The organism is Nocardiopsis sp. YSL2 (assembly GCF_030555055.1).
In the GTDB taxonomy this organism is placed as follows: Bacteria; Actinomycetota; Actinomycetes; order Streptosporangiales; family Streptosporangiaceae; genus Nocardiopsis.
In genome coordinates this window covers 4,639,130-4,663,471 of record NZ_JAMOAO010000001.1, presented here as the reverse complement: position 1 = coordinate 4,663,471, position 24,342 = coordinate 4,639,130, and the positions used below count along the sequence as shown (strand labels likewise).

General features: G+C 73.1%; 22 protein-coding genes and 2 riboswitches. Of the genes, 5 read left to right on the top strand and 17 right to left on the bottom strand.

Going from position 1 to position 24,342, the window contains the following annotated elements:
• Window positions 1-136 precede the first annotated feature (136 nt).
• From M1P99_RS20475 to fmt, 8 genes are all read right to left on the bottom strand, one after another.
• Window positions 137-598, bottom strand: coding sequence for a PH domain-containing protein (locus M1P99_RS20475; protein ID WP_304454203.1), 462 nt, complete (start codon window positions 596-598; stop codon window positions 137-139).
• Window positions 599-742: 144 nt separating this feature from the next.
• On the bottom strand, window positions 743-1,216 hold the full coding sequence (gene ribH / locus M1P99_RS20470; protein WP_304454202.1) for a 6,7-dimethyl-8-ribityllumazine synthase: 474 nt from the start codon (window positions 1,214-1,216) through the stop codon (window positions 743-745).
• A gap of 56 nt (window positions 1,217-1,272) precedes the next feature.
• On the bottom strand, window positions 1,273-2,562 hold the full coding sequence (locus M1P99_RS20465) for a bifunctional 3,4-dihydroxy-2-butanone-4-phosphate synthase/GTP cyclohydrolase II (protein WP_304454201.1): 1,290 nt from the start codon (window positions 2,560-2,562) through the stop codon (window positions 1,273-1,275).
• 156 nt (window positions 2,563-2,718) lie between these two features.
• Complete coding sequence (locus M1P99_RS20460) at window positions 2,719-3,354, bottom strand: riboflavin synthase (protein ID WP_304454200.1); 636 nt, start codon at window positions 3,352-3,354, stop codon at window positions 2,719-2,721.
• Window positions 3,355-3,465: 111 nt separating this feature from the next.
• A riboswitch (FMN riboswitch) is annotated at window positions 3,466-3,596 on the bottom strand.
• Between the two features lie 70 nt (window positions 3,597-3,666).
• A complete protein-coding gene (locus tag M1P99_RS20455; RefSeq protein WP_304454199.1) occupies window positions 3,667-4,707 on the bottom strand; it encodes a phosphatase PAP2 family protein in 1,041 nt (346 codons plus the stop codon).
• Window positions 4,708-4,884: 177 nt separating this feature from the next.
• Window positions 4,885-5,556 (bottom strand): ribulose-phosphate 3-epimerase, encoded by a 672-nt coding sequence (gene rpe / locus M1P99_RS20450; protein ID WP_304454198.1) that lies wholly within the window; start codon window positions 5,554-5,556, stop codon window positions 4,885-4,887.
• A 72-nt stretch (window positions 5,557-5,628) separates the two neighbouring features.
• A complete protein-coding gene (locus tag M1P99_RS20445; RefSeq protein WP_304454197.1) occupies window positions 5,629-7,092 on the bottom strand; it encodes an RsmB/NOP family class I SAM-dependent RNA methyltransferase in 1,464 nt (487 codons plus the stop codon).
• Between the two features lie 53 nt (window positions 7,093-7,145).
• Window positions 7,146-8,081 (bottom strand): methionyl-tRNA formyltransferase, encoded by a 936-nt coding sequence (gene fmt, locus M1P99_RS20440; protein WP_304454196.1) that lies wholly within the window; start codon window positions 8,079-8,081, stop codon window positions 7,146-7,148.
• Between the two features lie 196 nt (window positions 8,082-8,277).
• Here fmt and M1P99_RS20435 point away from each other — a divergent pair, with 196 nt between their 5' ends.
• Entirely contained in the window at window positions 8,278-10,548 is a 2,271-nt protein-coding gene (locus M1P99_RS20435; protein WP_304454195.1) for a primosomal protein N', read from the top strand.
• A gap of 11 nt (window positions 10,549-10,559) precedes the next feature.
• Here the strand turns inward: M1P99_RS20435 and M1P99_RS20430 are convergent, their stop codons facing one another.
• The 3 genes from M1P99_RS20430 to M1P99_RS20420 form a co-directional block, all read right to left on the bottom strand.
• The gene (locus M1P99_RS20430) at window positions 10,560-11,105 is read right to left on the bottom strand and encodes a DinB family protein (RefSeq protein WP_304454194.1); all 546 of its coding nucleotides are present in this window, start codon (window positions 11,103-11,105) and stop codon (window positions 10,560-10,562) included.
• Window positions 11,106-11,208: 103 nt separating this feature from the next.
• The gene (locus M1P99_RS20425) at window positions 11,209-11,880 is read right to left on the bottom strand and encodes an SAM-dependent methyltransferase (RefSeq protein WP_304454193.1); all 672 of its coding nucleotides are present in this window, start codon (window positions 11,878-11,880) and stop codon (window positions 11,209-11,211) included.
• Window positions 11,881-12,126: 246 nt separating this feature from the next.
• The gene (locus tag M1P99_RS20420) at window positions 12,127-13,482 is read right to left on the bottom strand and encodes an aminotransferase class V-fold PLP-dependent enzyme (RefSeq protein WP_304454192.1); all 1,356 of its coding nucleotides are present in this window, start codon (window positions 13,480-13,482) and stop codon (window positions 12,127-12,129) included.
• A 61-nt stretch (window positions 13,483-13,543) separates the two neighbouring features.
• Window positions 13,544-13,658, bottom strand: a riboswitch (SAM riboswitch).
• Between the two features lie 220 nt (window positions 13,659-13,878).
• Here M1P99_RS20420 and M1P99_RS20415 point away from each other — a divergent pair.
• The 4 genes from M1P99_RS20415 to M1P99_RS20400 all read left to right on the top strand — a co-directional run bounded on the left by M1P99_RS20415 (window position 13,879) and on the right by M1P99_RS20400 (window position 17,445).
• A complete protein-coding gene (locus M1P99_RS20415; RefSeq protein WP_304455775.1) occupies window positions 13,879-14,262 on the top strand; it encodes a DUF3870 domain-containing protein in 384 nt (127 codons plus the stop codon).
• Window positions 14,263-14,270: 8 nt separating this feature from the next.
• On the top strand, window positions 14,271-15,533 hold the full coding sequence (locus M1P99_RS20410) for a CaiB/BaiF CoA-transferase family protein (protein WP_304454191.1): 1,263 nt from the start codon (window positions 14,271-14,273) through the stop codon (window positions 15,531-15,533).
• A 157-nt stretch (window positions 15,534-15,690) separates the two neighbouring features.
• Window positions 15,691-16,884, top strand: coding sequence for an acyl-CoA dehydrogenase family protein (locus M1P99_RS20405; RefSeq protein ID WP_304454190.1), 1,194 nt, complete (start codon window positions 15,691-15,693; stop codon window positions 16,882-16,884).
• A gap of 93 nt (window positions 16,885-16,977) precedes the next feature.
• Window positions 16,978-17,445 carry a nitroreductase/quinone reductase family protein gene (locus tag M1P99_RS20400; RefSeq protein WP_304454189.1) on the top strand — a complete coding sequence of 156 codons (468 nt, stop codon included), beginning with the start codon at window positions 16,978-16,980 and terminating at the stop codon, window positions 17,443-17,445.
• Between the two features lie 68 nt (window positions 17,446-17,513).
• Here M1P99_RS20400 and M1P99_RS20395 read toward each other — a convergent pair whose 3' ends face one another.
• From M1P99_RS20395 to ruvC, 6 genes are all read right to left on the bottom strand, one after another.
• Complete coding sequence (locus M1P99_RS20395; RefSeq protein ID WP_304454188.1) at window positions 17,514-19,691, bottom strand: bifunctional (p)ppGpp synthetase/guanosine-3',5'-bis(diphosphate) 3'-pyrophosphohydrolase; 2,178 nt, start codon at window positions 19,689-19,691, stop codon at window positions 17,514-17,516.
• 627 nt (window positions 19,692-20,318) lie between these two features.
• Window positions 20,319-20,867, bottom strand: a complete 549-nt coding sequence (locus M1P99_RS20390) for an adenine phosphoribosyltransferase (RefSeq protein ID WP_304454187.1) — start codon at window positions 20,865-20,867, stop codon at window positions 20,319-20,321.
• 151 nt (window positions 20,868-21,018) lie between these two features.
• Window positions 21,019-21,327, bottom strand: a complete 309-nt coding sequence (gene yajC, locus M1P99_RS20385; RefSeq protein ID WP_304455774.1) for a preprotein translocase subunit YajC — start codon at window positions 21,325-21,327, stop codon at window positions 21,019-21,021.
• 322 nt (window positions 21,328-21,649) lie between these two features.
• Window positions 21,650-22,747 carry a Holliday junction branch migration DNA helicase RuvB gene (ruvB, locus tag M1P99_RS20380; protein ID WP_304454186.1) on the bottom strand — a complete coding sequence of 366 codons (1,098 nt, stop codon included), beginning with the start codon at window positions 22,745-22,747 and terminating at the stop codon, window positions 21,650-21,652.
• A gap of 50 nt (window positions 22,748-22,797) precedes the next feature.
• On the bottom strand, window positions 22,798-23,418 hold the full coding sequence (ruvA, locus tag M1P99_RS20375) for a Holliday junction branch migration protein RuvA (RefSeq protein WP_304454185.1): 621 nt from the start codon (window positions 23,416-23,418) through the stop codon (window positions 22,798-22,800).
• Between the two features lie 49 nt (window positions 23,419-23,467).
• Entirely contained in the window at window positions 23,468-24,016 is a 549-nt protein-coding gene (gene ruvC / locus M1P99_RS20370) for a crossover junction endodeoxyribonuclease RuvC (protein WP_304455773.1), read from the bottom strand.
• Window positions 24,017-24,342 lie beyond the last annotated feature (326 nt).

The following is a 24,342-nucleotide window of genomic DNA, read 5'->3' as shown; positions in this document are numbered from 1 at the left end:
GCTCGTCCCGCGCCCCCGGCGCTCGCGGAGGACGAACGCGGGCCTCGCCTTCCACGGTATGTGCCCCGCGCGGCGGAAGGGGAGTCGCCGTTCACTCAAGAAACGGCGACTCCCCTTGTACGTCTCTACGAACGGGTCAGCCCCGGTCGGGCTCCTGTGCCTCGCCGCGCTCGTGCAGCAGGGACCGGAAGTCCCTGAGCTGGCGCCGGGCGAGCTCGCCGTCCGCGCTCTGGATACCCATCACCGCGAGCGTGCTGCCGTCGGACAGGTCGACCGAGGGCCAGGGCTCCCCCTCGCGCATCTGCGCGTCGACGATCTCCGGCCAGGCCAGCACGTGGGTGCGGATGCTGTTGACGATGGTGACGTTGCGCCTCGTGGCCACCAGGCGCGGGCGTCCGAGCAGGTGGAGGACCGCGGCGATGACCAGGCCGAGCCCGAACAGCATGACGCGGTCCTGGAGCCGCCAGTCCTGCGGAAGGGTCGCCGAGAGCACGCCCATCGTGGCGACGATCAGCAGGGCCAGGCCGTAGGCGACCCAGCGCATCGCGCGGGGGCGCCACGTCATGGGCAGCGTCGGCTTCTTGGAGACCTCGTCCACCGCTTGTTCCTCAGTCCGCACCAACTGCTCCGCTCCGAGCCCCGCCGGCGTCCGCCGACGGGAGGGGTTCCGCCTCCGTCATGGCCGTGACCGGGCCGACGGCCGCGGCGTCACCCGCGGCCCGTCCGTTCACGGACGCCCGACTCAGCGGCGCAGCCCGCGCAGGGCCGCCGCGGCGTCCAGGGCGGCCAGCGCCGCTTCGGCGCCCTTGTCCTCGGCACTGCCCGGCAGGCCGGCGCGGTCACGCGCCTGTTCAAGGGTGTCACATGTGAGCACGCCGTTGCCGACGGGGGTGGACTGGCGCAGGGCGACCTCGGTGAGCCCGTGGGTGACGGACTGGCACACGTAGTCGAAGTGCGGCGTGCCGCCGCGGATGACGGCGCCCAGCGCGATCACGGCGTCGTGCCGGCGCGCGAGCTCCTGGGCGACGACGGGGATCTCCACGGCTCCGGCGACGCGGACGACGACGGGTTCGGCGGCGCCGGAGGCCTTGACCGCGGCCAGGGCGTTGGCGAGCATCGGCTCGACGATGGGCGCGTTCCAGCGCGTGACGACGATGCCGACGGACAGTCCGGTGGCGTCGACGTCATCGGGTTCGGGGCGTCCTTCACCACTCATGTGCGTGTCTCCTTGGTGCGGGGCGGGGCGGTCGAGGATCGGTGGGCGGAACCGCGCTAGCGCGCGATGCCGGAGAGCGCGTGGCCCATGCGGTCGCGCTTGGTCCGCAGGTAGGCGATGTTGTCGTCGGTGACGAAGGAGGGCATGGCCACGCGCTCGCCGACACGCACGCCGTGCCGTTCCAGCCCCTCGGCCTTGGCCGGGTTGTTGGACAGCAGCCGGACCGAGGCCACCCCGAGGTCGGTGAGGATCTGGGCGCCGGCCCCGAACTCACGGGCGTCGGCGGGCAGGCCCAGCCGCAGGTTGGCGTCGACGGTGTCCACCCCCTGGTCCTGGAGGCTGTAGGCGCGCAGCTTGTGCAGCAGGCCGATCCCCCGGCCCTCGTGACCGCCGAGGTAGACGACGACACCGCGCCCCTCCTCGGCGATGTCGGCCATGGCGGCGTCCAACTGGGCGCCGCAGTCGCAGCGGTGTGAGCCGAAGGCGTCGCCGGTCAGGCACTCCGAGTGCAGTCGGGTCAGGACGTCGGTGCCGTCGCCGAGGTCGCCGAGGACGAGGGCGACGTGCTCGGCCCCGTCGGCGGCGCCGGTGAAGCCGACCGCGCGCCACTCGCCGTAGCGGTTGGGCAGTCGGGTCTCGACCTGGCGGGTGACCAGGGACGGGGTGGCCTGCTCCTCGGTGAGCGTCTCGCCCAGGGCGACGCGGTGGGCGGCGAGCTGCTCGACGGAGACCAGTTTGAGGCCGTGCTCGTCGGCGAACGCCCGCAGGCGGGGCAGGCGGGCCATGGTGCCGTCGTCGTTGACGACCTCGGCCAGGACCCCGGCGGGGCGCAGCCCGGCCAGGCGGGCGAGGTCGACCGAGGCCTCGGTGTGGCCGCGGCGGGCCAGCACACCGCCCGGGCGGGCGCGCAGGGGCAGGATGTGGCCGGGCCGGACGAAGTCGGCGCGGCGGCTGTCGGCGTCGGCCAGCAGGCGGATGGTGTGCGCGCGGTCGGCCGCGGAGATACCGGTGGTGACACCCTCGCGGGCGTCGACGGTGACGGTGTAGGCGGTGCGCAGGCTCTCCTCGTTGCGCGCGGTCATCAACGGCAGGTCGAGGCGGTCCAGGTCGTGGCCCTCCAGCGGGACGCACACCACACCGGAGGTGTAGCGGATCATGAACGCCAGGAGTTCCGGGGTGGCGAGTTCGGCCGCGAAGATGATGTCGCCCTCGTTCTCGCGGTCCTCGTCGTCCACGACCACGACGGCGCGCCCGGCGGCGATGTCGGCGACGGCGTCCTGGATCGGGTCCAGGACGACGGCCTGCTCGGTCCCTCTGGTGTCCGGGCTGGTGTCGGTGACGGTCATTGCCGCTCCCTCAAGGTACGTGGGTGGTTCGGTGTGTGGTCGGCGGGGCCGCCAGGGCATGTTCGGCGGAGACTCGCCGGCGTGGGTGGTGGATGCCGTCCGTCGCGAGTGCCGCTGGGGCGACGCGCGGCAGGGCGAGTACCCGCCACACACGCCCTAGGCGTCGGCGGTCCTGGCGGCGGTGACGGCGGCGATGCGCTCGACGTACTTGGCGATGACGTCGACCTCGATGTTGACGGTCGCGCCGACCGCGAGGGAGCCCAGGGTGGTGGCCTCCAGGGTGGCGGGAATGAGGCTGACCTCGAAGTACTCCTCGGCGGCGCCGGGCGCGCTGACGGCGGAGACGGTCAGGCTGGTGCCGTCGACGGTGATCGAGCCCTTCTCGACCACGTACGGCGACAGCTCGCGGGAGAGCCCGAAGCGCAGGACGTCCCAGTTGTCGCCGGGGTCGCGGGAGAGCAGGCCGGCCGTTCCGTCGACGTGGCCCTGGACGATGTGGCCGCCCAGACGGCCGTCGACGCGGGCGGCGCGTTCGAGGTTGACCGGGGAGCCGGGGGCGAGGGCGCCCAGGGAGGAACGGTCGAGGGACTCCTTCATCACGTCCGCGGTGAAGGTCCCCTGGTCCCGGGCGACGACGGTCAGGCACACGCCGTTGACCGCGATGGATTCGCCGTGCCGGGCGTCGGAGCTGACCAGGGGGCCTCGTACGGTGAGCAGGACGGCTTCACCGGCGGCACCCGCGGGTTCGATGGAGACGACCTCGCCGAGTTCTTCCACGATTCCTGTGAACACGCCTTCGCATTCCCTTCACCTGTCGAGGCTCCGGGGCAAAGGGTGTGGAACGGGTCCACGGCGGGGTCGGCGACGCGACGCGCACGGGGGCGCGGCGGTCGGACCGTCCCGACGCGCACTGCCTCCCATCCGGACTTTCACCGTCGGTACCGGAATTCCACCGGTTCAACCGGCCGATGGCTTCGGCCGGGTCGCGGACTGTCACCGCCGGTTCGGACTTTCACCGACCCCGGAGCACGCGTCTGACTTTCGTCTCAACGATCATGATCTTAACCGGTCGATCACCTGGCCGCATAGCCGGTGTGACGGGAGTCATGACTGGCCGGAGCCGCTGTGCGTGTCGGCGCGCTGGTCGGAGCGGGAGGCCAGGCCGGTGCGGACGAACAGTTCGGGTGCGAGGAACATCGCCCAGAAGGCCAGGACGGTGTAGACCGCGTAGGCGACGACGGCCGCGGCGAGGCCCTCCAAGCCGCGGGAGACGATGTCGCCGGCCACCTGAATGAGCAGGACGACGGAGATACCCAGGACGAAACGGGCGATCCGTGCGATGAGGGTGCCCGAGGCGCTGTAGCCGCCGCGGCGGTCGAGCAGGGTGAGGCCGCAGACGCCGCCCAGGAGGGCGCCGGCGAGGGTGAACAGGCGGGCCAGGGTGTAGGCGGCGGGGTCCAGGGGCACGGCTCCGATCCAGTCCGCCGGAGGGGTCCAGTCGCCGCGCGCGCCCAGTTGCCAGAAGGTGGCCAGGACGCACGGGAGCAGGGAGGCGAGCGCGAGGTAGAGGACCCAGCGGGCGGTGTCGAGTCCGCGCCACCAGGCGGTGATGCGGTCCTCCCAGCGCAGGGTGGCCCACAGGAGGACGCCGCCGAACAGGAGGCCGGCCAGGACGTCGCTGATGAAGTGCACGCCGAGGTACACCCGGGAGAGGCCCATCAGCGCGATGAGGACGCCCGCCGCCCACATCCACCGCCGGTCGCCGGTCTTGGCGCCGAGGTAGCCCCACAGCACGGTGGCGTGCTGGACGTGGCCGGAGGGGACGCCGAAGCTCTCCTCGGCGGAGTGGGCGGACACGTCTGCGCTGAACCAGTACGGGCGTGCGCCGTAGAACAGGGACTTGAACAGGTAGTTGATGACCGCCGACACGGCCACGGCGACGAACAGGCGCGCGCCGACCCTGGCGTTCACGCTCCAGAAGATGAGCGCGACGAGCGCGATCACGAAGGTCTGCGAACCCAGTTCGGTGAGGAGTCCGAAGGGGACGGCGAGCCAGTCGCCCATCCCCTGAATCCAGAGGATGGGGGTGGTCTCCACCTCCCAGAGCACGTCCATGGCCAACTGCTCGGGGGTCCCAGTGTTCAACGTGCACTCCACGGGTCCACGCCTGGCCATGCGCTCACGCCGCCGCTCCCCCAGTTCGTGCTCACGCACGGCGGAAGACGGAGCCGCGACCAAGCGAGATCTACGACTGTCGAGCGGTCATCCTAGGCTGGCTGGGATCTGAGGGGCCAGTGGTGCGAGAGCAGCGCACCGGAATCGTTACGCCTTGGCGGCTGCGGCGACGGCGAGGTCGCGCAGGGACTCGACGGCCTTGGCGGGGTCCTGGGCACCGTAGACGGCCGAGCCGGCCACGAAGACGTCGGCCCCGGCCTCGGCGGCGCGCTCGATGGTCTCGGTGCTGACGCCGCCGTCGATCTGGAGCCAGACGGAGGCCTCGCGACTGTCGAGGAGCTCGCGGGCGCGACGGATCTTGGGCAGGACCAGGTCGAGGAACTTCTGGCCGCCGAATCCGGGTTCGACGGTCATCAGCAGGAGCATGTCCATCTCGCCGATGAGGTCCTCGTAGGGGTCGACCGGCTCGGCGGGGTTGAGCGCGAGGCCCGCCCGGGCGCCGTGCCTGCGGATCTCCCGCAGGGTGCGCACGGGGGCGCCGGCGGCCTTGGCGTGGATGGTGACGCTGCCCGCGCCGGCCTCGGCGTAGGCGGGGGCCCAGCGGTCGGGGTCGTCGATCATCAGGTGGCAGTCCAGCGGTGTGGAGGTGGCCTTGAGCAGGGACTCCACGATGGGCAGGCCGAGCGTGAGGTTGGGCACGAAGTGTCCGTCCATCACGTCGACGTGCAGCCAGTCGGCTGCGGGCGAGACGGCTGCGGCTTCGTCGGCGAGATGCGCGAAGTCGGCGTTCAGGATGCTGGGTGAGATCTGGATTGCCACAACCCGAAGTCTAGCCAGCCCGGCCGTGCCCCCTCCCCCACCGGGTGCGGTGCACCTGGCGGGGGGGAGCTGTCAGGATCCGTTCTTGCGGAACAGGGCCAGGAACATGGCGTCGGTTCCGTGCACGTGCGGCCAGAACTGGACGTACTTCCCCTCCGGACCGGCGGCGAGATCCGGCACCTCGTCGAGGTAGTCGGCCGCGCGGAGGAGCGTGAGGTCGTCCCGCTCTCCCAGGACCCGCTGGACGATCGCGTCGGTCTCGTCCAGGTGCGGCGAGCACGTCACGTAGGCGACCACGCCGCCCGGGCGGGCCGCGTCGGCGGCGCCGGCGAGGAGGTCGTGCTGGAGCGGCGCCAGATCCACCACGGACTGCGGGGTGCGCCTCCAGCGGGACTCCGGGCGGCGGCGCAGGGCTCCCAGACCCGTGCACGGCACGTCAGCCAGGACCCGGTCGAACACTCCCGGCCTCCAGGCGGGCCTGGTGCCGTCGGCGGCGATGACCCGTCCGGCATCGCGCGGGGCGCGGCGCACGGCGGAGGCCACCAGTCCCGCGCGGGCGGGCTGGGACTCGGAGGCCAGCAGGTGGCCCTCGCGCTGGCCGACGAGCGAGGCCAGCAGGCCCGCCTTGCCTCCCGGACCGGCGCACATGTCGAGCCAGAGCCGGTCGTCCCCGTGCGCGTCCACGCGGGTGAGCGCCAGAGCCACGAGCTGGCTCGCCTCGTCCTGCACCGCGGCACGGCCCTGGCGGACCTCGCGGATCCCCGCGGGGTCACCCTCGGGGAGGTAGGCGGCGAACGGCGAGAACCGTGCCTCCTCGGCGCCGGCCTCGACGAGGTCGGCGACCGTGGAGCGGCCCGGCTTGGCGACGAGGGTCACGCGGGGCCGCTCGTTGTGCGCGATGAGCAGGCGTTCGGTCTCGACCAGCCCGGTGGACGAGTGCTCGCCGAGCGCCTTGGCCAGTGCCTTGACCACCCAGCGCGGGTGGCTGTGCACTACGGACAGGTAGCCGCTCGGGTCGCGCTCGCGGTCCGGGGCGACGACCGCGGTCCACCCGTCCAGGTCACGGGCGGAGACCTTGCGCAGAACGGCGTTGACGAACCGTCCCCGGTGGTGCCCCACCACGCGTCGGCCCAGGTCGACGGTCGCGCTGACGGCCGCGTGCGGGGGGATCTTCGTGGACAGGAGCTGGTGCGCCCCCAGCCGGAGCACGGGCAGCACCTCGCGGTCCACCGAGGCGAGTGTGCGGTCCACGCAGGCTTCGAGGATCGCGTCGTAGGTCCCCTGGTGACGGAGCGTCCCGTAGGTGAGCTCCGTGGCCAGCGCCGCGTCGCGCCCGCTCATCCCCCGCTCGTTGAGCAGGGCGGGCAGCAGCAGGTTCGCGTAGGCGTCCCGCTGCTCCACGGCCGCCAGCACGTCATAGGCGACTCGGCGGGCCGGGTCCCGCGGCTGGGGCGGCCCGGCCTTGCCCTGGCCACCGCCCTGATTCGGCTTCCCGCGTCGGGGGCGGCGGTACGGGGATCGGGACTGCTCGCTCAACGTGTAACTGCCTCAACAGAGCCGGGGAAGGGTCAGCACGATGGTATGCCAGCTCATCGCCCCAGGCGGTCGTCTTCGGTGGGGCGCACGCCACGTGCCCAGTCCACGGCCGCCATCGGCCGCTTGCCCTGGGGCTGCACCTCGCCGAGGACCACGGGATGCGTGCTCGTGCCGACGATGACGCGCTTCTTGTCGGCGTGCAGCTGCCCCGGGTCGAGCACCGGGGTGTCGGCCTCCGGCAGCGGCGTGACCGGACCCAGCTTCAGCCGGGTGCCGCGGAACGTCGTCCATGCGCCCGGTGCCGGTGTGCACGCGCGGGCCACACGGTCCACCCGCCGCGCCGGCGCGGTGAAGTCGACCTCGGCGTCCTCGGTGGCGAGCTTGGACGCGTAGGTGACGTCGGCGCCCGGCTGCTCGACGGGGCTCAGCTTGCCCGCCTCGATGCCGTCCAGGGTGCGCTTGAGGAGCTCGGCCCCCGAGTGGGAGAGCCGCTCCAGCAGGTCGCCGCTGGTGTCGGTCGGTCGCACGTCCTCGACCACGGTCCCGAAGACCGGACCGGCGTCCAGCTCCTTGACGATCCGGAAGGTGGACGCCCCGGTGACGTCGTCCCCGTGCAGCACCGCGTGCTGGACGGGAGCGGCGCCGCGCCAGGCGGGCAGGAGGGAGAAGTGCAGGTTGACCCATCCGTGCCGGGGGATGTCCAGCGCCGACTGGGGCAGCAGCGCCCCGTAGGCGACCACCGGGCAGCAGTCCGGCGCGATCGCGGCGAGGCGCTCCAGGAACTCGGGGTCGCGGACCTTCTCCGGCTTGAGGACCTCGATCCCCGCGCTCTCGGCCAGCTCGCCCACCGGACTCGCCGCGTACTTCCGCCCGCGCCCCGAGCGGGCGTCGGGACGGGTGACGACGGCGGCGACCTCGTGATCGGAGTCGATGAGGGCCTGCAACGACGGCACGGCCACCTGCGGTGTTCCGGCAAAGACAAGCTTCATCCAAGTCCTTCCACTGGCCGGGGCCCGTCCCCGGAGCCCGCCGCGCACCGGGGCGGGAGCGGCCGCCGGACTGCGTCGCGAGGCAGCACGATGCCCGGCGGGCGCGGTCTGTCGGTCCCCCAGTTCTACCAGTCGCGCTCGCCCCCGCCGCCGCGAACGCGGGGAGGTGTCGGAGGATTCTGGTACACCAGGGAGGATGACAGCGCAGCCCGGCCCGGACGAGGGGGCCCTCTTCGACCTGCCCGCGCAGGACGGCTCCGCCGCGTCCAAGGACGTCAGGGCGGCCGCGTCGACGAAGGCCGCGAAGGCCCGGCGCCCGGCTCCGCGCAGACCCGCCGAGCGGCTGCCCATCGCGCGCGTGATCGTGGACACCCCGCTCCCGCACCTGGACCGGTACTTCGACTACCGCGTCCCCGAGGACATGGACGCCGACGCGGTCCCCGGCTGCAGGGTCAGAGTGCGCTTCAACAACCGACTGCTCTCCGGGTTCATCGCCGAGCGGGCGCAGACTTCGGAGTTCGCCGGACGGCTGGCCTACCTGGAGTCGGTGGTCTCTCCCGAACCGGTACTGACCCCCGAGATCCTGGGACTGGCCCGCGCGGTCGCCGACCGCTACGCGGGCACCCTGAGCGACGTGCTCCGCCTCGCCGTCCCCCCGCGCCACGCCCGAGTGGAGAAGGAGGCCGCCGCCTCCCCTGAGCCCTCCGGGAAGGACGGCCCCGGCCCCCCGGGCGCGTCCGCGGACCCCGACGACGCCACGGCCCCCGCCGGGTCCACCGAGGCCCCGGCTCTCCCGGCCGCCGGGCCCGCCACCTCCGAGTCGGCCCCGGCCGGGCCGGCCCCCGTCGAGCCCGGTCCATGGACCGACTACCCCGACGGCCCCCTGTTCCTGGACACCCTGTGTGAGGGCCGCCCCGCCCGGGCCGTGTGGAACGCGCTGCCCGGCCGTGACTGGGTGGACGCCGTGGCGGTCGCCGCCGCCGCGACCCTGTCGGCCGGGCGGGGCACCGTGATCGTCGTCCCCGACGGGCGGGACGTGGCGGCCGTGGACGCCGCCCTGACCCGTCGGCTGGGCGAGGACTCCCACGTCGCGCTGACCGCCGACCTCGGCCCGGCCAAGCGCTACCGGCGCTGGCTCTCGGTCCTGCGCGGCGGGGTGCGGGTGGTCGTGGGCACCCGGGCGGCGGTGTTCGCCCCCGTCGCCGACCTCGGCCTGGTCGTGCTGTGGGACGACGGCGACGACGTGCACGCCGAGCCCCACGCCCCCTACCCCCACTCCCGCACGGTGCTCGCGATGCGGGCCCACCGCGCCGACGCGGGCGTCCTGATCGGCGGCCACACCCGCACGACCGACGCCCAGCTCCTGGTCGAGTCCGGGTGGGCCGGATCGCTCACGGCCGACCGGGCCACCCTGCGCCGCCGCGCCCCGCAGGTCCGCGCCGCCGGGGACGACCGCGAACTCGCGCGTGACGAGGCCGCGCGGACCGCCCGGATCCCGAGCCTGGCCTGGCGCGCCGCGCGGGAGGCCTCGCGCACCGGCCCCGTGCTCTTCCAGGTGCCGCGCCGCGGCTACCTCAACACGCTGGCCTGCGCGGGCTGCCGCGAGCCCGCGCGCTGCGACGCCTGCCACGGTCCGCTCGCGGTGCGCGGCTCCCACGCCATGCCCTCCTGCGGCTGGTGCGGCCGCGTCGCCGGGCAGTGGGCGTGCCCGGAGTGCGGCGTGACCCGGATGCGCGCCGTCGTGGTGGGCGCCCGCCGCACCGCAGAGGAGCTGGGACGCGCCTTCCCCTCCCTGACCGTGCGCACGTCCGGCCGGGAGGAGGTCCTCACCCGTGTCGACGACCGGCCCTCGCTGGTGGTCGCCACGCCCGGGGCCGAACCGGTCGCGGAGAACGGATACGCGGCCGCGGTCCTGCTGGACGGCTGGGCGCTGCTCAACCGGATGGACCTGCGCGCGTCGGAGGAGACGCTGCGCCGCTGGCTGAGCGCGGCCGCCCTGGTCCGCCCCGGGGGCACCGTGGTGGTCTCAGCCGACGTCGCGCTGCCGGTCGTGCAGTCCCTGGTGCGGTGGGACCCCTCCGGGTTCGCCGAACGCGAGCTGGCCGAGCGCCGCGAACTGGGGTTCCCTCCCGCGGTGTCGATGGCCTCGGTCACCGGCGCCCCCGAACACGTGCGCGAACTGCTCGACCAGGTCGACCTGCCCGAGGGCGTCGAACTCCTGGGCCCGGTACCGGTCGCCCCGGACCGCGTGGCGGGCCCGGAACGGGGCGCGCCCGAGGCGCCCGCCGAAGGCGGCTCGGGACGGCGCGAGGACGGCACGCATCCCCGGGAACGCGCCCTGCTGCGGGTGCCCCGGAGCGGTGTCGGCGCCCTGGCCCGGGCGCTGAAGGTCGCCGCGTCCGCGCGCAGCGCGCGCCGCGACGAGCACCTGGCCCAGGTCCGTGTGGACCCTCTGCACGTGGTCTGACCGGCCCCGTCTCAGCGGCGGTCGGGCGGCAGGGCCCGGTACAGGTCGCGGATGAGCGCCACCTCGGCCCCGTGGTGGATCAGCTCCCGGTTGAGGTGCAGCACCAGCGCGACCATCGGGAAGTCCGCCCACTGGGCCGACTCCGCGCCGCCCACGGGGGCGGCCAGGGCGTCGTCGTCCATGGACTGGATCTGCTCGGACCAGGCGAGGTAGGCGTGGCGCAGGCGCTGTTTGGCCTCGTCGACGCCGCCGGGCCAGTTGACGGTGTCGCGGGTGTAGGTCCGGTCGCCGAAGTGCCAGTTGATGCGGGTCTCCAGCACGTCCACGACCAGGTGGCCCAGCCGCCAGGCGATGGTCGTGACCGGCGGCGGGTCGGGCTCGGGGCTGACACCGTCGGGCCGGTAGCGCCCGTCCTCGCCCCGGGTGACCGTCCACGCCCCGGGCGCGGGCTCCCACAGGTACTCGTCCTCGGTGAGTCCCTCCAGCCGGGGCCAGAGCGAGAAGTCCCAGTAGAACTGCACCTGGGCGAGGATCTCGCCGTTCCACCTCACCGCCATCGCGGCCTCCCCTTCGTCGTGCGGGCGCGCCGGGCCGCCCGTCACCGGTCACCGCCCCGGAGCCCGTGGCCCGGAGCGGCGAGGCCACCCCTCGACGGGCCCCTCAACGCTGCCTTCGGCCCAATCCTCCCAGGATGCCCGTGCCCTGGGCGCACACGTCCTCGTCCGGGTAGGGCCACCACGTGAGGTCGGCGACCCCCGGTTCGATGGGGCGGAAGGGGCGGAAGGCTCTCTCGACGGTACGCCGCGGTGCGGTGGAGGTCAGGGCCAGATAGCCGCCGCCGCGCATGAGGGCGTGCAGGGCCGCGATCTCGGCCGGCGGGTCGTCCGCGGTGAAGGGGCGGGTCATCAGAACGGCGACGGGCTCGTCGAAGTCGACGAGCCCGGAGGTGGTGAGGCGCCGCGTGAGCGCACCGTCGCCGGAGCCGTCCCCGGTGATCACGGCGGTGTCGGACGAGGACAGCATCCCGGCCGCGCCCTGCGGTGCCACGTGGACGAACCGGGCGTCGGCCCGGGCGGCGCGCACGCGCTCGGCGGTGCCGGGGACCGGACACCCCCAGTCGATGAACTGGGTGACGCCCGTGTCGGCGCAGAGGAAGTCGATCACCCGGCCCAGGAAGGCCTGGTGCAGGCGCGTCTCCTCGGAGACGGCGGGTTCGGGAGGTCGCGCACGGGCCCCGATGCTCACGACGCGCGAGACCTGAGGAGGAATCTGCGCAGGTGGCTGGCAGGCGGCCGTCGTACGGCCCGGTTTCGGCCCCCGGACATCCGTCACGTACTCGCTCCCCCAGCCGGTTCGCTCGCGGGAGGCAGAGCGGTCCTCCCGCGCGGACCGATCGGGCCCCGGGGCATCGCGCCTTGCCGTCAGGGCCCCGATCGTACCGCCTGGGAACGTGATCCCTCACACACCCCCGAGTGTTATGCGACCCATTTCGCCGTTTGTAGCCCTCTGGGGCACAAGAGGTTCGTGTGCTCCCGGATCGGGCCTGGCACCGCGACCTTCGAGGCCGTGGGGGCTCGGTCAGAGTGACAGCACGTTGCGGGGATCCGGGGTCGGGACCAGGCGGCCGTCGCCGTCGGCGTACTCCCACCGGGGCCCGTGCGCGACCAGGTCGGCGACCGCGCCGACGAGCCGGTCCACGTGCTCCACGGTGGTGCCCACGCCCAGGCTCGCCCGCACCGCCTGCGTGTGCCCCCCGTCCAGCAGGGCGTGGGTGAGCCGGTGGGCGCAGAACAGGCCGTCGCGGACGCCGATGCCGTGCTCCGCCGACAGCGCCGCGGCCAGCAGGTCGGCGGGCAGGCCGTCCACGGTGAAGGACACGATGCCCACGCGCGGGTGCCCCTCGCCCCACAGCGCCAGCTCGCGCACGCCCCCGATCTCCGCCAGTCCCGCGCGCAGCCGCTCCAGCAGCGCCGACTCCCGGATGTGCAGCAGCTCCTGGGCGGCGGGGGTGAAGGTCTCGCACGCGGCGGCCAGGGCGACCGCGCCCAGCACGTTCGGGCTGCCCGCCTCGTGCCGCGCGGGCAGGTCGTTCCACACCACGTCGTGCTCGGTCACCAGTTGGGTCGCACCACCGCCGGACAGGTACGGCGTGGCCGCGCGCAGCCAGTCGGCGCGCCCGGCCAGCACCCCGGATCCGAACGGCGCGTAGAGCTTGTGCGCGGACAGGGCCACGTAGTCGGCGCCCGTCGCCGTGAGGCTGAACGGCAGGTGCGGCACGTACTGCGCGGCGTCGACCACCACCCGGGCGCCCTCGGCGTGCGCGACCGCCACCAGCTCCTCCACCGGCCAGATCTCGCCGGTGACGTTGGACGCGGCGGTCACGCACAGCAGGGCGGGCCCCTCGGGGGCCGCGCGCAGTGCCGTGCGGGCGGCCTCGACCGCCTCCTCCGGCGAGGCCGGCAGCGGCAGGCGCTCGACCCGGCCGGCGCGGGAGGCGGGGTGCTCCCAGGGCAGCAGGCTCGCGTGGTGCTCGGATTCGAACACCACCACGGTGCAGCCCTCGGGTACCGACCGCGCCAGCAGGTTGAGCGCGTCGGTGGTGCCGCGCACGAACACCACCGCGTCCGCGGGCTCGGTCCGCACGCCCAGGAAGCGCGCCACGCTGCGCCGGGCCCGCTCGTAGGCGTCGGTGCTCACCTGTGAGTGGTGGCCCGCGCCGCGGTGCACGCTGGCGTAGTAGGGCAGGGCCGCGGCCAGCGCGTCGGCGACGGGGGTCAGGCACGGGGCACTGGCCGCGTAGTCGAAGTTCGCGTACTCCACACGCTCACCGGTGACCAGCGGGACACCGCCCTCGGCGGCGACGATCGTGCACTCGTGCGCGGTCGGGGCGGTACGGGCGGCGGGCGCGGCCTGGGTAGGGCTGACGGCGGTCATGGGGCACCTCTTCTGTGGGTCATGGGACCCACAGGGGTGCCGGGAACGGCAACGCCTCAGGGGTCCGCGCTTGTCTGACACGGTCGTGTCGGGACCTGGTCCTCACCCGGGGCACCCCACCGCGGATGGAGGGTTGCCGACCAGCTAGCCGGGGCTTAGCGCTGGTACTCGTGACCTGCTCAGGAGGCTAGCACAGCGCCGCGGAGGGTCAACACCCGCGACCGGGCGTGGCCCACGACACCCCCCGCTTGACACCCCGCGGACCCGCTGCGCCATACTGAGCCCACTGCCTGCCCTCACGCCGCGGGTGTCCGGTTCCCCCGGCCGCCCTCCAGGCGCGAGACTCCAGAGCGTTGGAGTTTTCGCATGCCTGCCCGCGAGCGAGAGGTGAGTCCGTTGCACGGCGACGACCGAATGCAGCAGTTGTTCCGCGACCCCAGGGTCGTTCTGATCTCCGGCTACGCCCGGCTTCCCGACTCGGTGGCGAGCCACTCCCAGTACCAGCGGCTCGGCGTCGTGCTCGCGGTCGACAGCTCCGACGGCCGAATCGTCGCCGCGGACACCACCCTGCTGACCGACCTGGCCAAGGACTTCTTCCGGGCCCTGGTCGAGGGCGCCTCGGTCACCGAGGACATCGCCGAGATCGTGCAGCGGGTACAGACCAGGTACGCGGGCCAGTCCGGTGCCGCGCTGACCACCGCCCTGCGCCGCTGCCTGGAGACCTACTACCAGATGCGGGACGGCGACCAGCTGCCCGGCGGCCCCGACGCCAAGGAGTGACCACACCCGTGACCGACACCCCATCCCGCACCGCGCCGCTGCCCCTGGCGGGGGTACGCGTGGCCGACCTGTCCCGGGTCCTGGCGGGCCCCTACGCCACGATGCTCCTCGCCGACATGGGCGCGGAGGTGGTCAAGGTCGAGCAGCCCGGACGCGGCGACGACACCCGCGCCTGGGGGCCGCCGTGGGCCGGCTCCGCCGAGGACGCCTCCGGCGCGCCGGACGCGCACCCCGGGGAGTCCGCCTACTTCCTGTCGGTGAACCGCAACAAGCGCGGCCTGGCGGTGGACCTGAAGGACCCCGACGGCCTCGCCGCCGTCCAGGACCTGTGCGCCTCCTGCGACGTCGTCGTACAGAACTTCCGCCCCGGGGTCGCCGAACGGCTCGGCCTCGGCTACGCGGCCGTCCAGGCCCGCAACCCGGCGGTCGTGTACTGCTCCGTGAGCGGGTTCGGCCCCGAGCACGACCCCGGCGGACGACCGGGGTTCGACATCGTCGTCCAGGCCGAGAGCGGGCTGATGGCCACCACCGGCCCCGCGGAGGGCCCGGCGAGCAAGGTGGGCGTGGCCCTGACCGACGTCCTCACCGGCCTCAACGCCGCCGTGGGCATCCTGGGCGCCCTCATGCGCGCACGGGCCACCGGCGTGGGCGAGGACGTCAGCGTGTCCCTCATCAACTCGACCCTGTCGGGGCTGGTCAACCTCACCCAGCAGGCACTGGTCACCGGAACGGAACCGGCCCGGATGGGCAACGCGCACACCACGATCGTGCCCTACCAGGTCTTCCCCACCGCCGACGCCGACATCGTTGTCGCCGCCGGCAACGACGCGCTCTACCGGCGGCTGTGCGCCGCGATCGGCCGCGACGACCTGTCCGAGGACCCGCGCTACGCGACCAACCGCGGGCGCGTCGAGCACCGTGAGGAGCTGGTCGAAGCGCTGACCGACACCCTGCGCTCGCGCGGAGCCGACCACTGGATGGCCGCCCTGGTGGAGGCGGGCGTCCCGGTGGGCCGCGTGCGCGGCGTGCTCGACGCCCTGCGTACCGCCGACGCCACCGGCGACGACGTCCTGCGCACCGTGGAGCACCCCACCGTCGGGCTGCTGGAACAGGTCCGCGCCGGCTTCCGGCTGGAGGGGTCTCCCCCGCCGCTGACCGCGCCGCCGCTGCTGGGGCAGCACTCCCGGCAGCTCCTGACCGAGCTCGGGGTGAGTCCCGAGCGCATCGACGCCATGGTCAAGCGCGGCGCCGTCCAGCAGGCGGACCTCTGAGCGCGCCCTGTCCGGCACCGCGGGCCCGGTCCGCCGCCGCCCGATCCGCCGCCGTCCGGCCGACCGCTTCCGCACCGGCCGCCACCCGAAGACCCGCATCCCACGGCACCGACCGCCGGCCCGCCGGGCCGACCGCACCACGAAGGGACACCCACCGATGAGCGACTCCCAGCGCAGGCCCGCCGCCCCGGACCCGCACGACTTCCTGGCCGTGGACGCCACGCTCTCCGACACCGAACGCGACGTCCGCGACGCCGTGCGGGGCTTCGCCACCCGCGAGCTGCTGCCGAACGTGGCGGACTGGTTCGAGGCCGGGACGCTGCCCGACCCGCGGGGCCTGGCCAAGGCCTTCGGCGACCTCGGCGTGCTGGGCATGCACCTGGAGGGCTACGGCTGCGGCGGCTCCAGCGCGGTCGCCTACGGTCTGGCCTGCCGCGAGCTGGAGGCGGTCGACTCGGGCCTGCGCAGCTTCGTGTCCGTGCAGGGCTCCCTGGCCATGGCCGCCATCCACAAGTACGGCTCCGAGGAGCACAAGGAGCGGTGGCTGCCGCGCATGGCCGCCGGCGACGCCATCGGCTGCTTCGGCCTGACCGAGCCCGACTCCGGTTCCGACCCCGGCTCCATGCGCACCCGCGCCCGCCGCGACGGCTCCGACTGGGTGCTCGACGGCACCAAGATGTGGATCACCAACGGCTCGGTCGCAGACGTGGCCGTGGTGTGGGCCGCCACCGACGACGGCATCCGCGGGTTCGTGGTGCCCACCGACACCCCCGGCTTCTCCGCCAACGTCATCCACAGGAAGCTGTCCCTGCGCGCCTCGATCACCGCCGAACTGGTGCTGGAGGGCGTGCGGCTGCCCGGCGACGCGGTGCTGCCGCTGTCCAAGGGGCTGGGCTCGCCCCTGTCGTGCCTGAACGAGGCCCGCTTCGGCATCGTGTGGGGCGCGGCCGGAGCCGCGCGCGCGTGCTACGAGGCGGCGCTGGAGTACGGGCTCACCCGCGAGCAGTTCGGGCGGCCGATCGCCGGCTTCCAGCTCACCCAGCGCAAACTCGCCGACATGGTCGTGGACGTCAACCACGCGAACATGACGGCGCTGCGGATCGGCCGGCTCAAGGACGCCGGTGAGTGCCACCACAACCACGTCAGCTTCGGCAAGTTCTCGTGCGTGGCCGCCGCCCAGCGGGTGGCCGCCGCCGCCCGCTCCGTGCACGGCGCCAACGGCATCACGCTGGAGTACCCGGTGATGCGGCACATGGTGAACCTGGAGACGGTCGCCACCTACGAGGGCACCGAGGAGATCCACGCGCTGAGCATCGGCCAGGCGGTCACCGGCCTCTCCGCCTTCCGGTGACCGGGGTCCGCGCCACCGCTCGGGTATACCGGGGTGCGGTGGCCCGTCCCGACCCTCCACAATGGTGAGTATCCGATCGAGAGGGTTGCCGAGATGGTCAACGAACCGACGAAGCGGTTCGAGATGACGCGGTTGCGGCGTACGGCCAATGCCGTCATCAGCAACTTCGTCAAGTACGGGGTGTGCCCGCCCGAGATGCACCTGCTCACCACGCGGGGGCGCAGGTCCGGGTTCCTGCGCACCATCCCGATCAGCGTCCTGGACAGCGATCGCGGCCGCTGCCTGGTCGCCCCCTACGGGGAGGTGGACTGGGTGCGCAACCTGCGCAAGGACGGGTTCGCCACCCTGCGCCAGGGCGGCTGGATCGAGCTCATCAGCGTCCGGGAGCTGGAGCCCGAGGAGGCGGCTCCGCTGCTGAAGGAGTACCTGCAGCACCCGAGGGCGGCCGTGGTGGGACCGTACTTCGAGACCCCGCCGGAGGCACCGGACGAGGCGTTCGTGGAGGAGGCCGCCGGGCACCCGGTGTTCGCGATCGTGCGGTCCACCACGATCCGGATCTGACCGGGTTCCGACCCGGGCGGCGCACCGCGCCGGTCCCCGGCACCTTCACGGGTGCCGGGACCGGCGTATCAGTTGCGCACGCGGTAGACGTCGTAGACCCCGTCGACGCCGCGCACCGACCGCAGCACGCTCCCCAGGTGGGCGGGATCGGCCATCTCGAAGGTGAACCGGCTCTGCGCCACGCGGTCACGGCTGGTCTGCACGGTCGCGGACAGGATGTTCACGTGCTGGTCGGAGAGCACCCGGGTGATGTCCGACAGCAGCCGGGACCGGTCCAGGGCCTCCACCTGCAGAGCCACCAGGAACATCGAGTCCTCGGTCGGCCGCCACTGCACCGCGACCATGCGCTCGGTGTCCAGGGTCTTGGCGTTCACGCAGTCCGCGCGGTGCACGGACACCCCGTTGCCGCGGGTGACGAAGCCGACGATGTCGTCCCCGGGCACCGGGGTACAGCACTTGGACAGGCGCACCCACACGTCGGCGTCGCCCTCGACCACCACGCCCGGGTTGCCCGTCTTGCTCCGGCGGACGGCGGTCCTGCCGGGCAGCGCGGACTCGGCGATGTCCTCGGTGTGGCTCTCCAGCCCGCCCATGGAGTCCACCAGCTTGGACACCACGTTCTGCGCGCTCACCTGGTGCTCGCCCACCGCCGCGTACAGCGAGTCCAGGTCCGGATAGCGCAGGTCCCTGGCCAGGGCGATGAGCGCTTCGCCGCTGAACATGCGCTTGACAGGGAGCTCCTGCTTGCGCATGACCTTGGCGATCTCGTCCTTGCCCTGCTCGATCGCGGCCTCGCGGCGCTCCTTGGTGAACCAGTGCCGGATCTTGTTGCGGGCGCGGGCGCTCTTGACGAAGTTCAGCCAGTCGCGGCTGGGCCCGGCGTCGGGGTCCTTGGAGGTGAGGATCTCCACGGCCTCGCCGTTGTGCAGCTCGTTCTCCAGCGGCACCAGGCGGCCGTTGATCCGCGCGCCGACCGTGCGGTGGCCGACCTCGGTGTGCACGGCGTAGGCGAAGTCCACGGCGGTGGCGCCCTGGGGCAGTGAGATGACGTCGCCCTGGGGGGTGAAGACGAACACCTCCTGTACCGACAGGTCGAAGCGCAGCGACTCCAGGAACTCGCCGGGATCCTTGGTCTCCTGCTGCCAGTCGATGAGCTGGCGCAGCCACTGCATGTCGGTGGTGCCCTTGGCCTTGGGCTCGGAGCCGCTGGAGCGGTCCTCCTTGTACTTCCAGTGCGCGGCGATGCCGTACTCGGCGCGTCGGTGCATGGCGCGGGTGCGGATCTGCAGTTCGACCGGGTTGCCCGAGGGACCGATGACCGTCGTGTGCAACGACTGGTACATGTTGAACTTGGGCATCGCGATGTAGTCCTTGAACCGCCCCGGCACGGGGTTCCACCGCGCGTGGATGGTTCCCAGGGCCGCGTAGCAGTCGCGGACGCTGTCCACCAGGACCCGTACGGCTATGAGGTCGTAGATCTCGTCGAAGCCGCAGTTGCGGGCGATCATCTTCTGGTAGATCGAGTAGTAGTGCTTGGGCCGCCCGCGCACGGTCGCCTTGAGCTTGGACTCGCGCAGGTCCGCCGAGACCGCCTCGATGACCTCCTGCAGGTAGACGTCGCGCCGGGGGGCGCGCTCGGACACCAGGCGGGCGATCTCGTCGAAGCGCTTGGGGTAGAGGGTGGCGAAGGCCAGGTCCTCCAGCTCCCACTTGATGGTGTTCATGCCCAGCCGGTGGGCGAGCGGGGCGAAGATCTCCAGCGTCTCGCGGGCCTTCTTCTCACGTTTGGCCTTCGATGGGAGGTAGCGCAGGGTCCGCATGTTGTGCAGGCGGTCGCACAGTTTGATGACCAGGACGCGGATGTCGCGGGCCATGGCCACGACCATCTTGCGGACGGTCTCGGCCTGGGTGGCCTCGCCGTACTTGACCTTGTCCAGTTTGGTCACGCCGTCGACGAGCTCGGCGATCTCGTCGCCGAAGTCGGCTCGCAGCTCGTCCAGCGAGTACTCGGTGTCCTCGACGGTGTCGTGCAGCAGGGCGGCGGCCAGGGTGGCCTCCTGCATGCCCAGTTCGGCGAGGATGGTCGCCACGGCCAGCGGGTGGGTGATGTAGGGGTCGCCGCTCTTGCGCTTCTGCTCGCGGTGGTGGTGCGCGGCGACCTCGTAGGCGCGCTCGATCAGCCGCACGTCCACCTTCGGATGGGTGGCACGCACGGTCTTGATCAGTGGTTCGAGCACCGGGTTCATCGTTACTCCCCGCTGGGCGCCGAGTCGGGCGAGTCGCCTGCGGACCCGCACTGTGGAGGGCGTGGTGGAGGGGGTGGACGCCGGGTGCCCCGGAGCCCCCGCCCCAGAGACGTCGGAGGGCGCCGCATCCTTCGCGGCGCCCTCCGGGCGGTCCCCCTGTGGTCTTGTGCTCGCCGACACACGTGTCTCGTCGGTCCGCGCCGGCGCGCGGGTCTCGTCGGCCTGCCCTCCCGGCGCGTCCGGGCGCCGGGCCCCGGAGGCGCCCGGCCGCGGTCCGCTCGCCGATACGGCCCCGGTCGAAACCACTTCGTTGGGCATGCCTACCTCCCGCGGTCCGTCCGGTCGCGCGGGCGTCATCGACGTCGAGTGCGTCGCCCGGCTCCACCGGTACACGTGTGTGTCGTCAAGGGCCAGTCTCCGACGTGGCCGCCGCGGTGTCTCCCACGGACCGTCCCCGCGGTCGCGGAAGGCGGTGCCTGTTCGTGCTCGCGGTCCGACGTCCCCCACGTGACCCCGTGTGACACGTGTCACCTGGGGTGTGACCCCCAGTGTAGGAGTAGATCAACGACGGCGGACCCCCTCCCCATTCCCGCTGGGGGCGGAGAGGGTGGAACGCGGATCGTCGGTTCAGACCGAGAGGAGGCAGTGCGGCTCCACGTCGGGCAGCTTCTCGCGCCCCTGGAGCGCGGCGAGTTCCATCAGGACGGAGAATCCCACGACCGTACCACCCGCCTTGCGGACGAGTTCCACCGCGGCTCGTCCGGTGCCTCCGGTCGCGAGCACGTCGTCGACGATGAGCACACGGCTGCCGGGGTGGAGCGCGTCAGCGTGGATTTCGACGGTCGCGGTCCCGTACTCCAGATCATAGGCCCGACCGATGGTCCCTGAGGGCAGTTTCCCGGCTTTGCGCGCCGGGACGAAGCCCGCGCCCAGTTCCAGGGCGACGGGGGCGCCGAAGATGAACCCGCGCGCCTCCAGTCCGATGACGTGGTCGACACCGGCGTCGCGGAAGGGCGCGGCGAGCCCGGCCACGGTCACTGCGAGCGCGTGCCGGTCGTTGAGCAGCGGCGTGATGTCCTTGAACAGGATGCCGGGCTCGGGGAAGTCGGGCACGTCTCGGATGCGGGACCGGATGAGCTCCAGGTCCGGTGCGGCGTCGGCGGCGAAGGTGGACATACGGGGACCTTGTCTGCGGTGGGGTTCTGGTGCGGGTGGGCCCCACACGGCGGTACCGGCCCCCGCGGGGACCGGTACCGAAGTCTGTGGGCCGTCGGAGGGCACACGTGGCCGGCCCTCCGGGCGCGGTCCCGAGGGGGACCGGGCGGGATCAGCTCTGGGGCTTGTCGTCGTCCCCGAAGTCGGGGCGGTCCTCCACCGGGGTGTCGTCGGCCGCCGGGGTGATGACCTCGCCGATACCGGCCTTGAGCATCCGGATGCGGGTACCGGGAGAGATCTCCAGCAGCACGTCGGTGTCGTGGATCTCCACGACCGTGGCGAAGATGCCGGCCTTGGTCATGACCTCGACGCCGGGCACGAGGGCCGCCTGCATCTGGGTCTCCTGCTGGCGCCGCTTCTGGTTCGGCCGCCAGAACAGCAGCCAGAACACCAGCAGGATGAGCAGGAACGGCAGGATCATGGAGAGCAGCCCGCCCGTGGGCTCTCCTTCGGCGGCGAGATGGTAAAAGCCCTGCACGGGGGCGTCCTTCCTGACGTTTCGTCGCGCGGTCGACGGATCCCGGTTCGGGCACCGCGACGACCACCTTGAGCATGCCACCCGGATTCGTCCCGGGTCGCACCCGTCACCTGTAACGTTCGACGGGCCCGGCACGTTCCGCGTGTGCCGAAAGACATCCGCGGGGTGCGCGGGGCGGGGCCCCGCGTCGGCTGGTAGGCCCAGCTTACGTGGCGCCGATCACCGTCGGCCCACCGGTGGAGATCGGTGTGTTAACGATCGCCGGTCAGGGCTGGGCGGCGCCGTTGGAGCCGTTGGAGCCGGGGGCGCCGGCGGCGGCCGCCGCGCCGAAGGCCGCGTCCGGAGGCGGGGTCAGCCCCATGTGCGCCCACGCCTGCGGGGTGGCCACGCGCCCGCGCGGGGTGCGGGCCAGGAAACCGGAGCGGACGAGGAAGGGCTCGGCGACGACCTCCACGGTCTCGGCCTCCTCCCCCACCGACACCGCCAGGGTGGACAGGCCCACGGGCCCGCCCCGGAAACGGCGCAGGAGGACGTCGAGGATGGCGCGGTCGAGGCGGTCCATACCCAGCTCGTCGACCTCGTACAGGCGCAGCGCGGCGCGCGCGGTGTCCAGGGTGAGCCGACCGTCGCCGCGCACCTCGGCGTAGTCGCGCACGCGGCGCAGCAGTCGGTTGGCGATCCGGGGCGTGCCTCGGGAGCGTCCGGCGATCTCGCGGGCGGCGTCGTCCTCGATGGGCGCGCCGAGCAGGCCGGCCGAGCGGTGCAGGATCAGCTCCAGCTCGTCGGGCCGGTAGAAGTCCATGTGCGCGGTGAAGCCGAAGCGGTCGCGCAGCGGCGCGGGCAGCATCCCGGCCCGGGTGGTGGCGCCGACCAGGGTGAAGGGCGCGATCTCGATGGGGATCGCCGTGGCGCCGGGGCCCTTGCCCACGACCACGTCGACCCGGAAGTCCTCCATGGCGACGTAGAGCATCTCCTCGGCGGGGCGGGCCATCCGGTGGATCTCGTCCAGGAACAGGACCTCGCCCTCCTGGAGGGTGGAGAGCACGGCGGCCAGGTCACCGGAGCGCTCGATGGCCGGACCGGAGGAGATGCGCAGGGGTACACCGAGCTCACCGGCGATGATCATGGCCAGGGTGGTCTTGCCCAGCCCGGGTCCGCCTGACATCAGGATGTGGTCGGGTGCGCGGCCGCGCCGCTGGGCGCTGTGCAGGACCAGGGAGAGCTGCTCGCGGACGCGCTCCTGCCCGACGAACTCGGTCAGCGCCCGGGGGCGCAGGGCACCCTCGAGCTGCCGTTCGTCACCGTGGACGTCGGGTGAGACGGCGTCGCGCTCGTAGGCCGACGGCTCGTCCGTGGGTTCCATGGGGGCCAGATCTCCTTGCTGGGGCGTGTTCGGTTGACGCCGCGCACACCCTAGGCGCGGCTGAGCCTGCGCAGGGCGCTGCGCAGCAGGACGGCGACATCGGAGGTGTGCTCGGCCTCGGCGGCCACCGCGGAGGCGGCGGTCTCGGCGTCCTTGGCCGACCAGCCGAGGTTGACCAGGCCGGAGACCACCTGTCCGCGCCAGGCGCCGTCGGGACCGGAGTCGGGCTCCGGCCCGGTCGTGCCGGGCAGGGTGCCGTCGGTGAGGACCGGTCCTTCGAGCTTGCCCGCCAGCTCCAGCACGATGCGCTGGGCGCCCTTCTTGCCGATCCCGGGCACCCGCGTCAGAGCCGCGGTGTCCTCGGTGGCCACCGCGTGGCGCAGGCTGGCCGGGCTGTGCACCGACATCATGGCCAGAGCCAGCCGGGGGCCGACCCCGGAGGCGGTCTGGACCTGCTCGAACATGTGCTTCTCCTCGTCGTCGGCGAACCCGAAGAGCGTCAGGGACTCCTCGCGGACGACGAGGCTGGTGGCGACGGTGCCGGTCTCGCCCACGTGCAGGCGCGACAGGGCGGCGGGCGTGCACTGGACGGTCATGCCGACCCCGCCGACGTCGATCACGGCGGTGCCTGCGCCGCGTGCGGCCACGCGGCCGGTGAGGAACGCGATCATGGGGTGGGGGCACCCGAGGGGGTGCCCGTCTCCTTCCTGGGGGCGGGTGTCACCGGCCCCGCGCCTGGCGGGCCAGTTCGACCTTGCGGGCGAAGTCCTGCTGTGCCTGGGCCACGCGGGCCTGGGCGCCGCCGCGCCAGATGTGGCAGACGGCCAGGGCGACGGCGTCGGCCGCGTCGGCGGGCTTGGGGGGTGAGTCGAGTCTGAGGATACGCGCGACCATGTGCCCGACCTGCGCCTTGTCCGCGCGTCCGCTGCCGGTGATGGCGGCCTTGGCCTCGCTGGGCGTGTGCAGGGCGACGGGCAGCCCGCGCCTGGCGGCGCAGACCAGGGCGATGCCGCTGGCCTGGGCGGTGCCCATGACCGTGCTGAGATTGTGCTGGGCGAAGACCCGCTCGACGGCCACGGCGTCGGGCCTGTGGAGGTCGAGCCAGGCGTCGATGCCGCGTTCGATGGCCACGAGGCGCTGGGGGAGGTCGTCGTCGGGACTGGTCCGGACGGCCTCGGCTCCGAGCAGGGTCAACGGGCGGCCGATGGCGCCTTCGACGGCTCCGACACCGCACCGGGTGAGTCCTGGGTCGATCCCCACCACGCGCACCTGAGCCACCCTTCTCGAACGTCCGTTCGCACCATGCTAGCGCCGCCCGCCGACTCCGGCCCCTGCCGCACCGGGCGTGTCGGCCGCCGAGGACGCACCCGCCCCGGCCTCGGAGGCGCGATGGACAGACGTAGCACGGTGGGGACGCACAGTGCCACATCGGGCGCCCGAGGACCATCACACGAGCGCTCCCCGCCGGGTGCGCCCTTTCCGGCCACCCTCGATCCGGCGGGCGGGTCGACCGGGCGCCGCGCACCGAAAGGGGATGGACGGCACGCAGCACCGGTGCTAGGTTAATCTCAACAAGAGAAAAACTCACTCTGAGA

Coding starts and splice junctions, on each gene's coding strand:
- ribH (WP_304454202.1), bottom strand. CDS start 1,216: ATGAGTGGTGAAGGACGCCCCGAACCCGATGACGTCGACGCCACCGGA.
- M1P99_RS20465 (WP_304454201.1), bottom strand. CDS start 2,562: ATGACCGTCACCGACACCAGCCCGGACACCAGAGGGACCGAGCAGGCC.
- fmt (WP_304454196.1), bottom strand. CDS start 8,081: ATGAAGCTTGTCTTTGCCGGAACACCGCAGGTGGCCGTGCCGTCGTTG.
- M1P99_RS20435 (WP_304454195.1), top strand. CDS start 8,278: ATGACAGCGCAGCCCGGCCCGGACGAGGGGGCCCTCTTCGACCTGCCC.
- M1P99_RS20430 (WP_304454194.1), bottom strand. CDS start 11,105: ATGGCGGTGAGGTGGAACGGCGAGATCCTCGCCCAGGTGCAGTTCTAC.
- M1P99_RS20420 (WP_304454192.1), bottom strand. CDS start 13,482: ATGACCGCCGTCAGCCCTACCCAGGCCGCGCCCGCCGCCCGTACCGCC.
- M1P99_RS20405 (WP_304454190.1), top strand. CDS start 15,691: ATGAGCGACTCCCAGCGCAGGCCCGCCGCCCCGGACCCGCACGACTTC.
- M1P99_RS20400 (WP_304454189.1), top strand. CDS start 16,978: ATGGTCAACGAACCGACGAAGCGGTTCGAGATGACGCGGTTGCGGCGT.
- M1P99_RS20395 (WP_304454188.1), bottom strand. CDS start 19,691: ATGAACCCGGTGCTCGAACCACTGATCAAGACCGTGCGTGCCACCCAT.
- M1P99_RS20390 (WP_304454187.1), bottom strand. CDS start 20,867: ATGTCCACCTTCGCCGCCGACGCCGCACCGGACCTGGAGCTCATCCGG.
- yajC (WP_304455774.1), bottom strand. CDS start 21,327: ATGATCCTGCCGTTCCTGCTCATCCTGCTGGTGTTCTGGCTGCTGTTC.
- ruvB (WP_304454186.1), bottom strand. CDS start 22,747: ATGGAACCCACGGACGAGCCGTCGGCCTACGAGCGCGACGCCGTCTCA.
- ruvA (WP_304454185.1), bottom strand. CDS start 23,418: ATGATCGCGTTCCTCACCGGCCGCGTGGCCGCACGCGGCGCAGGCACC.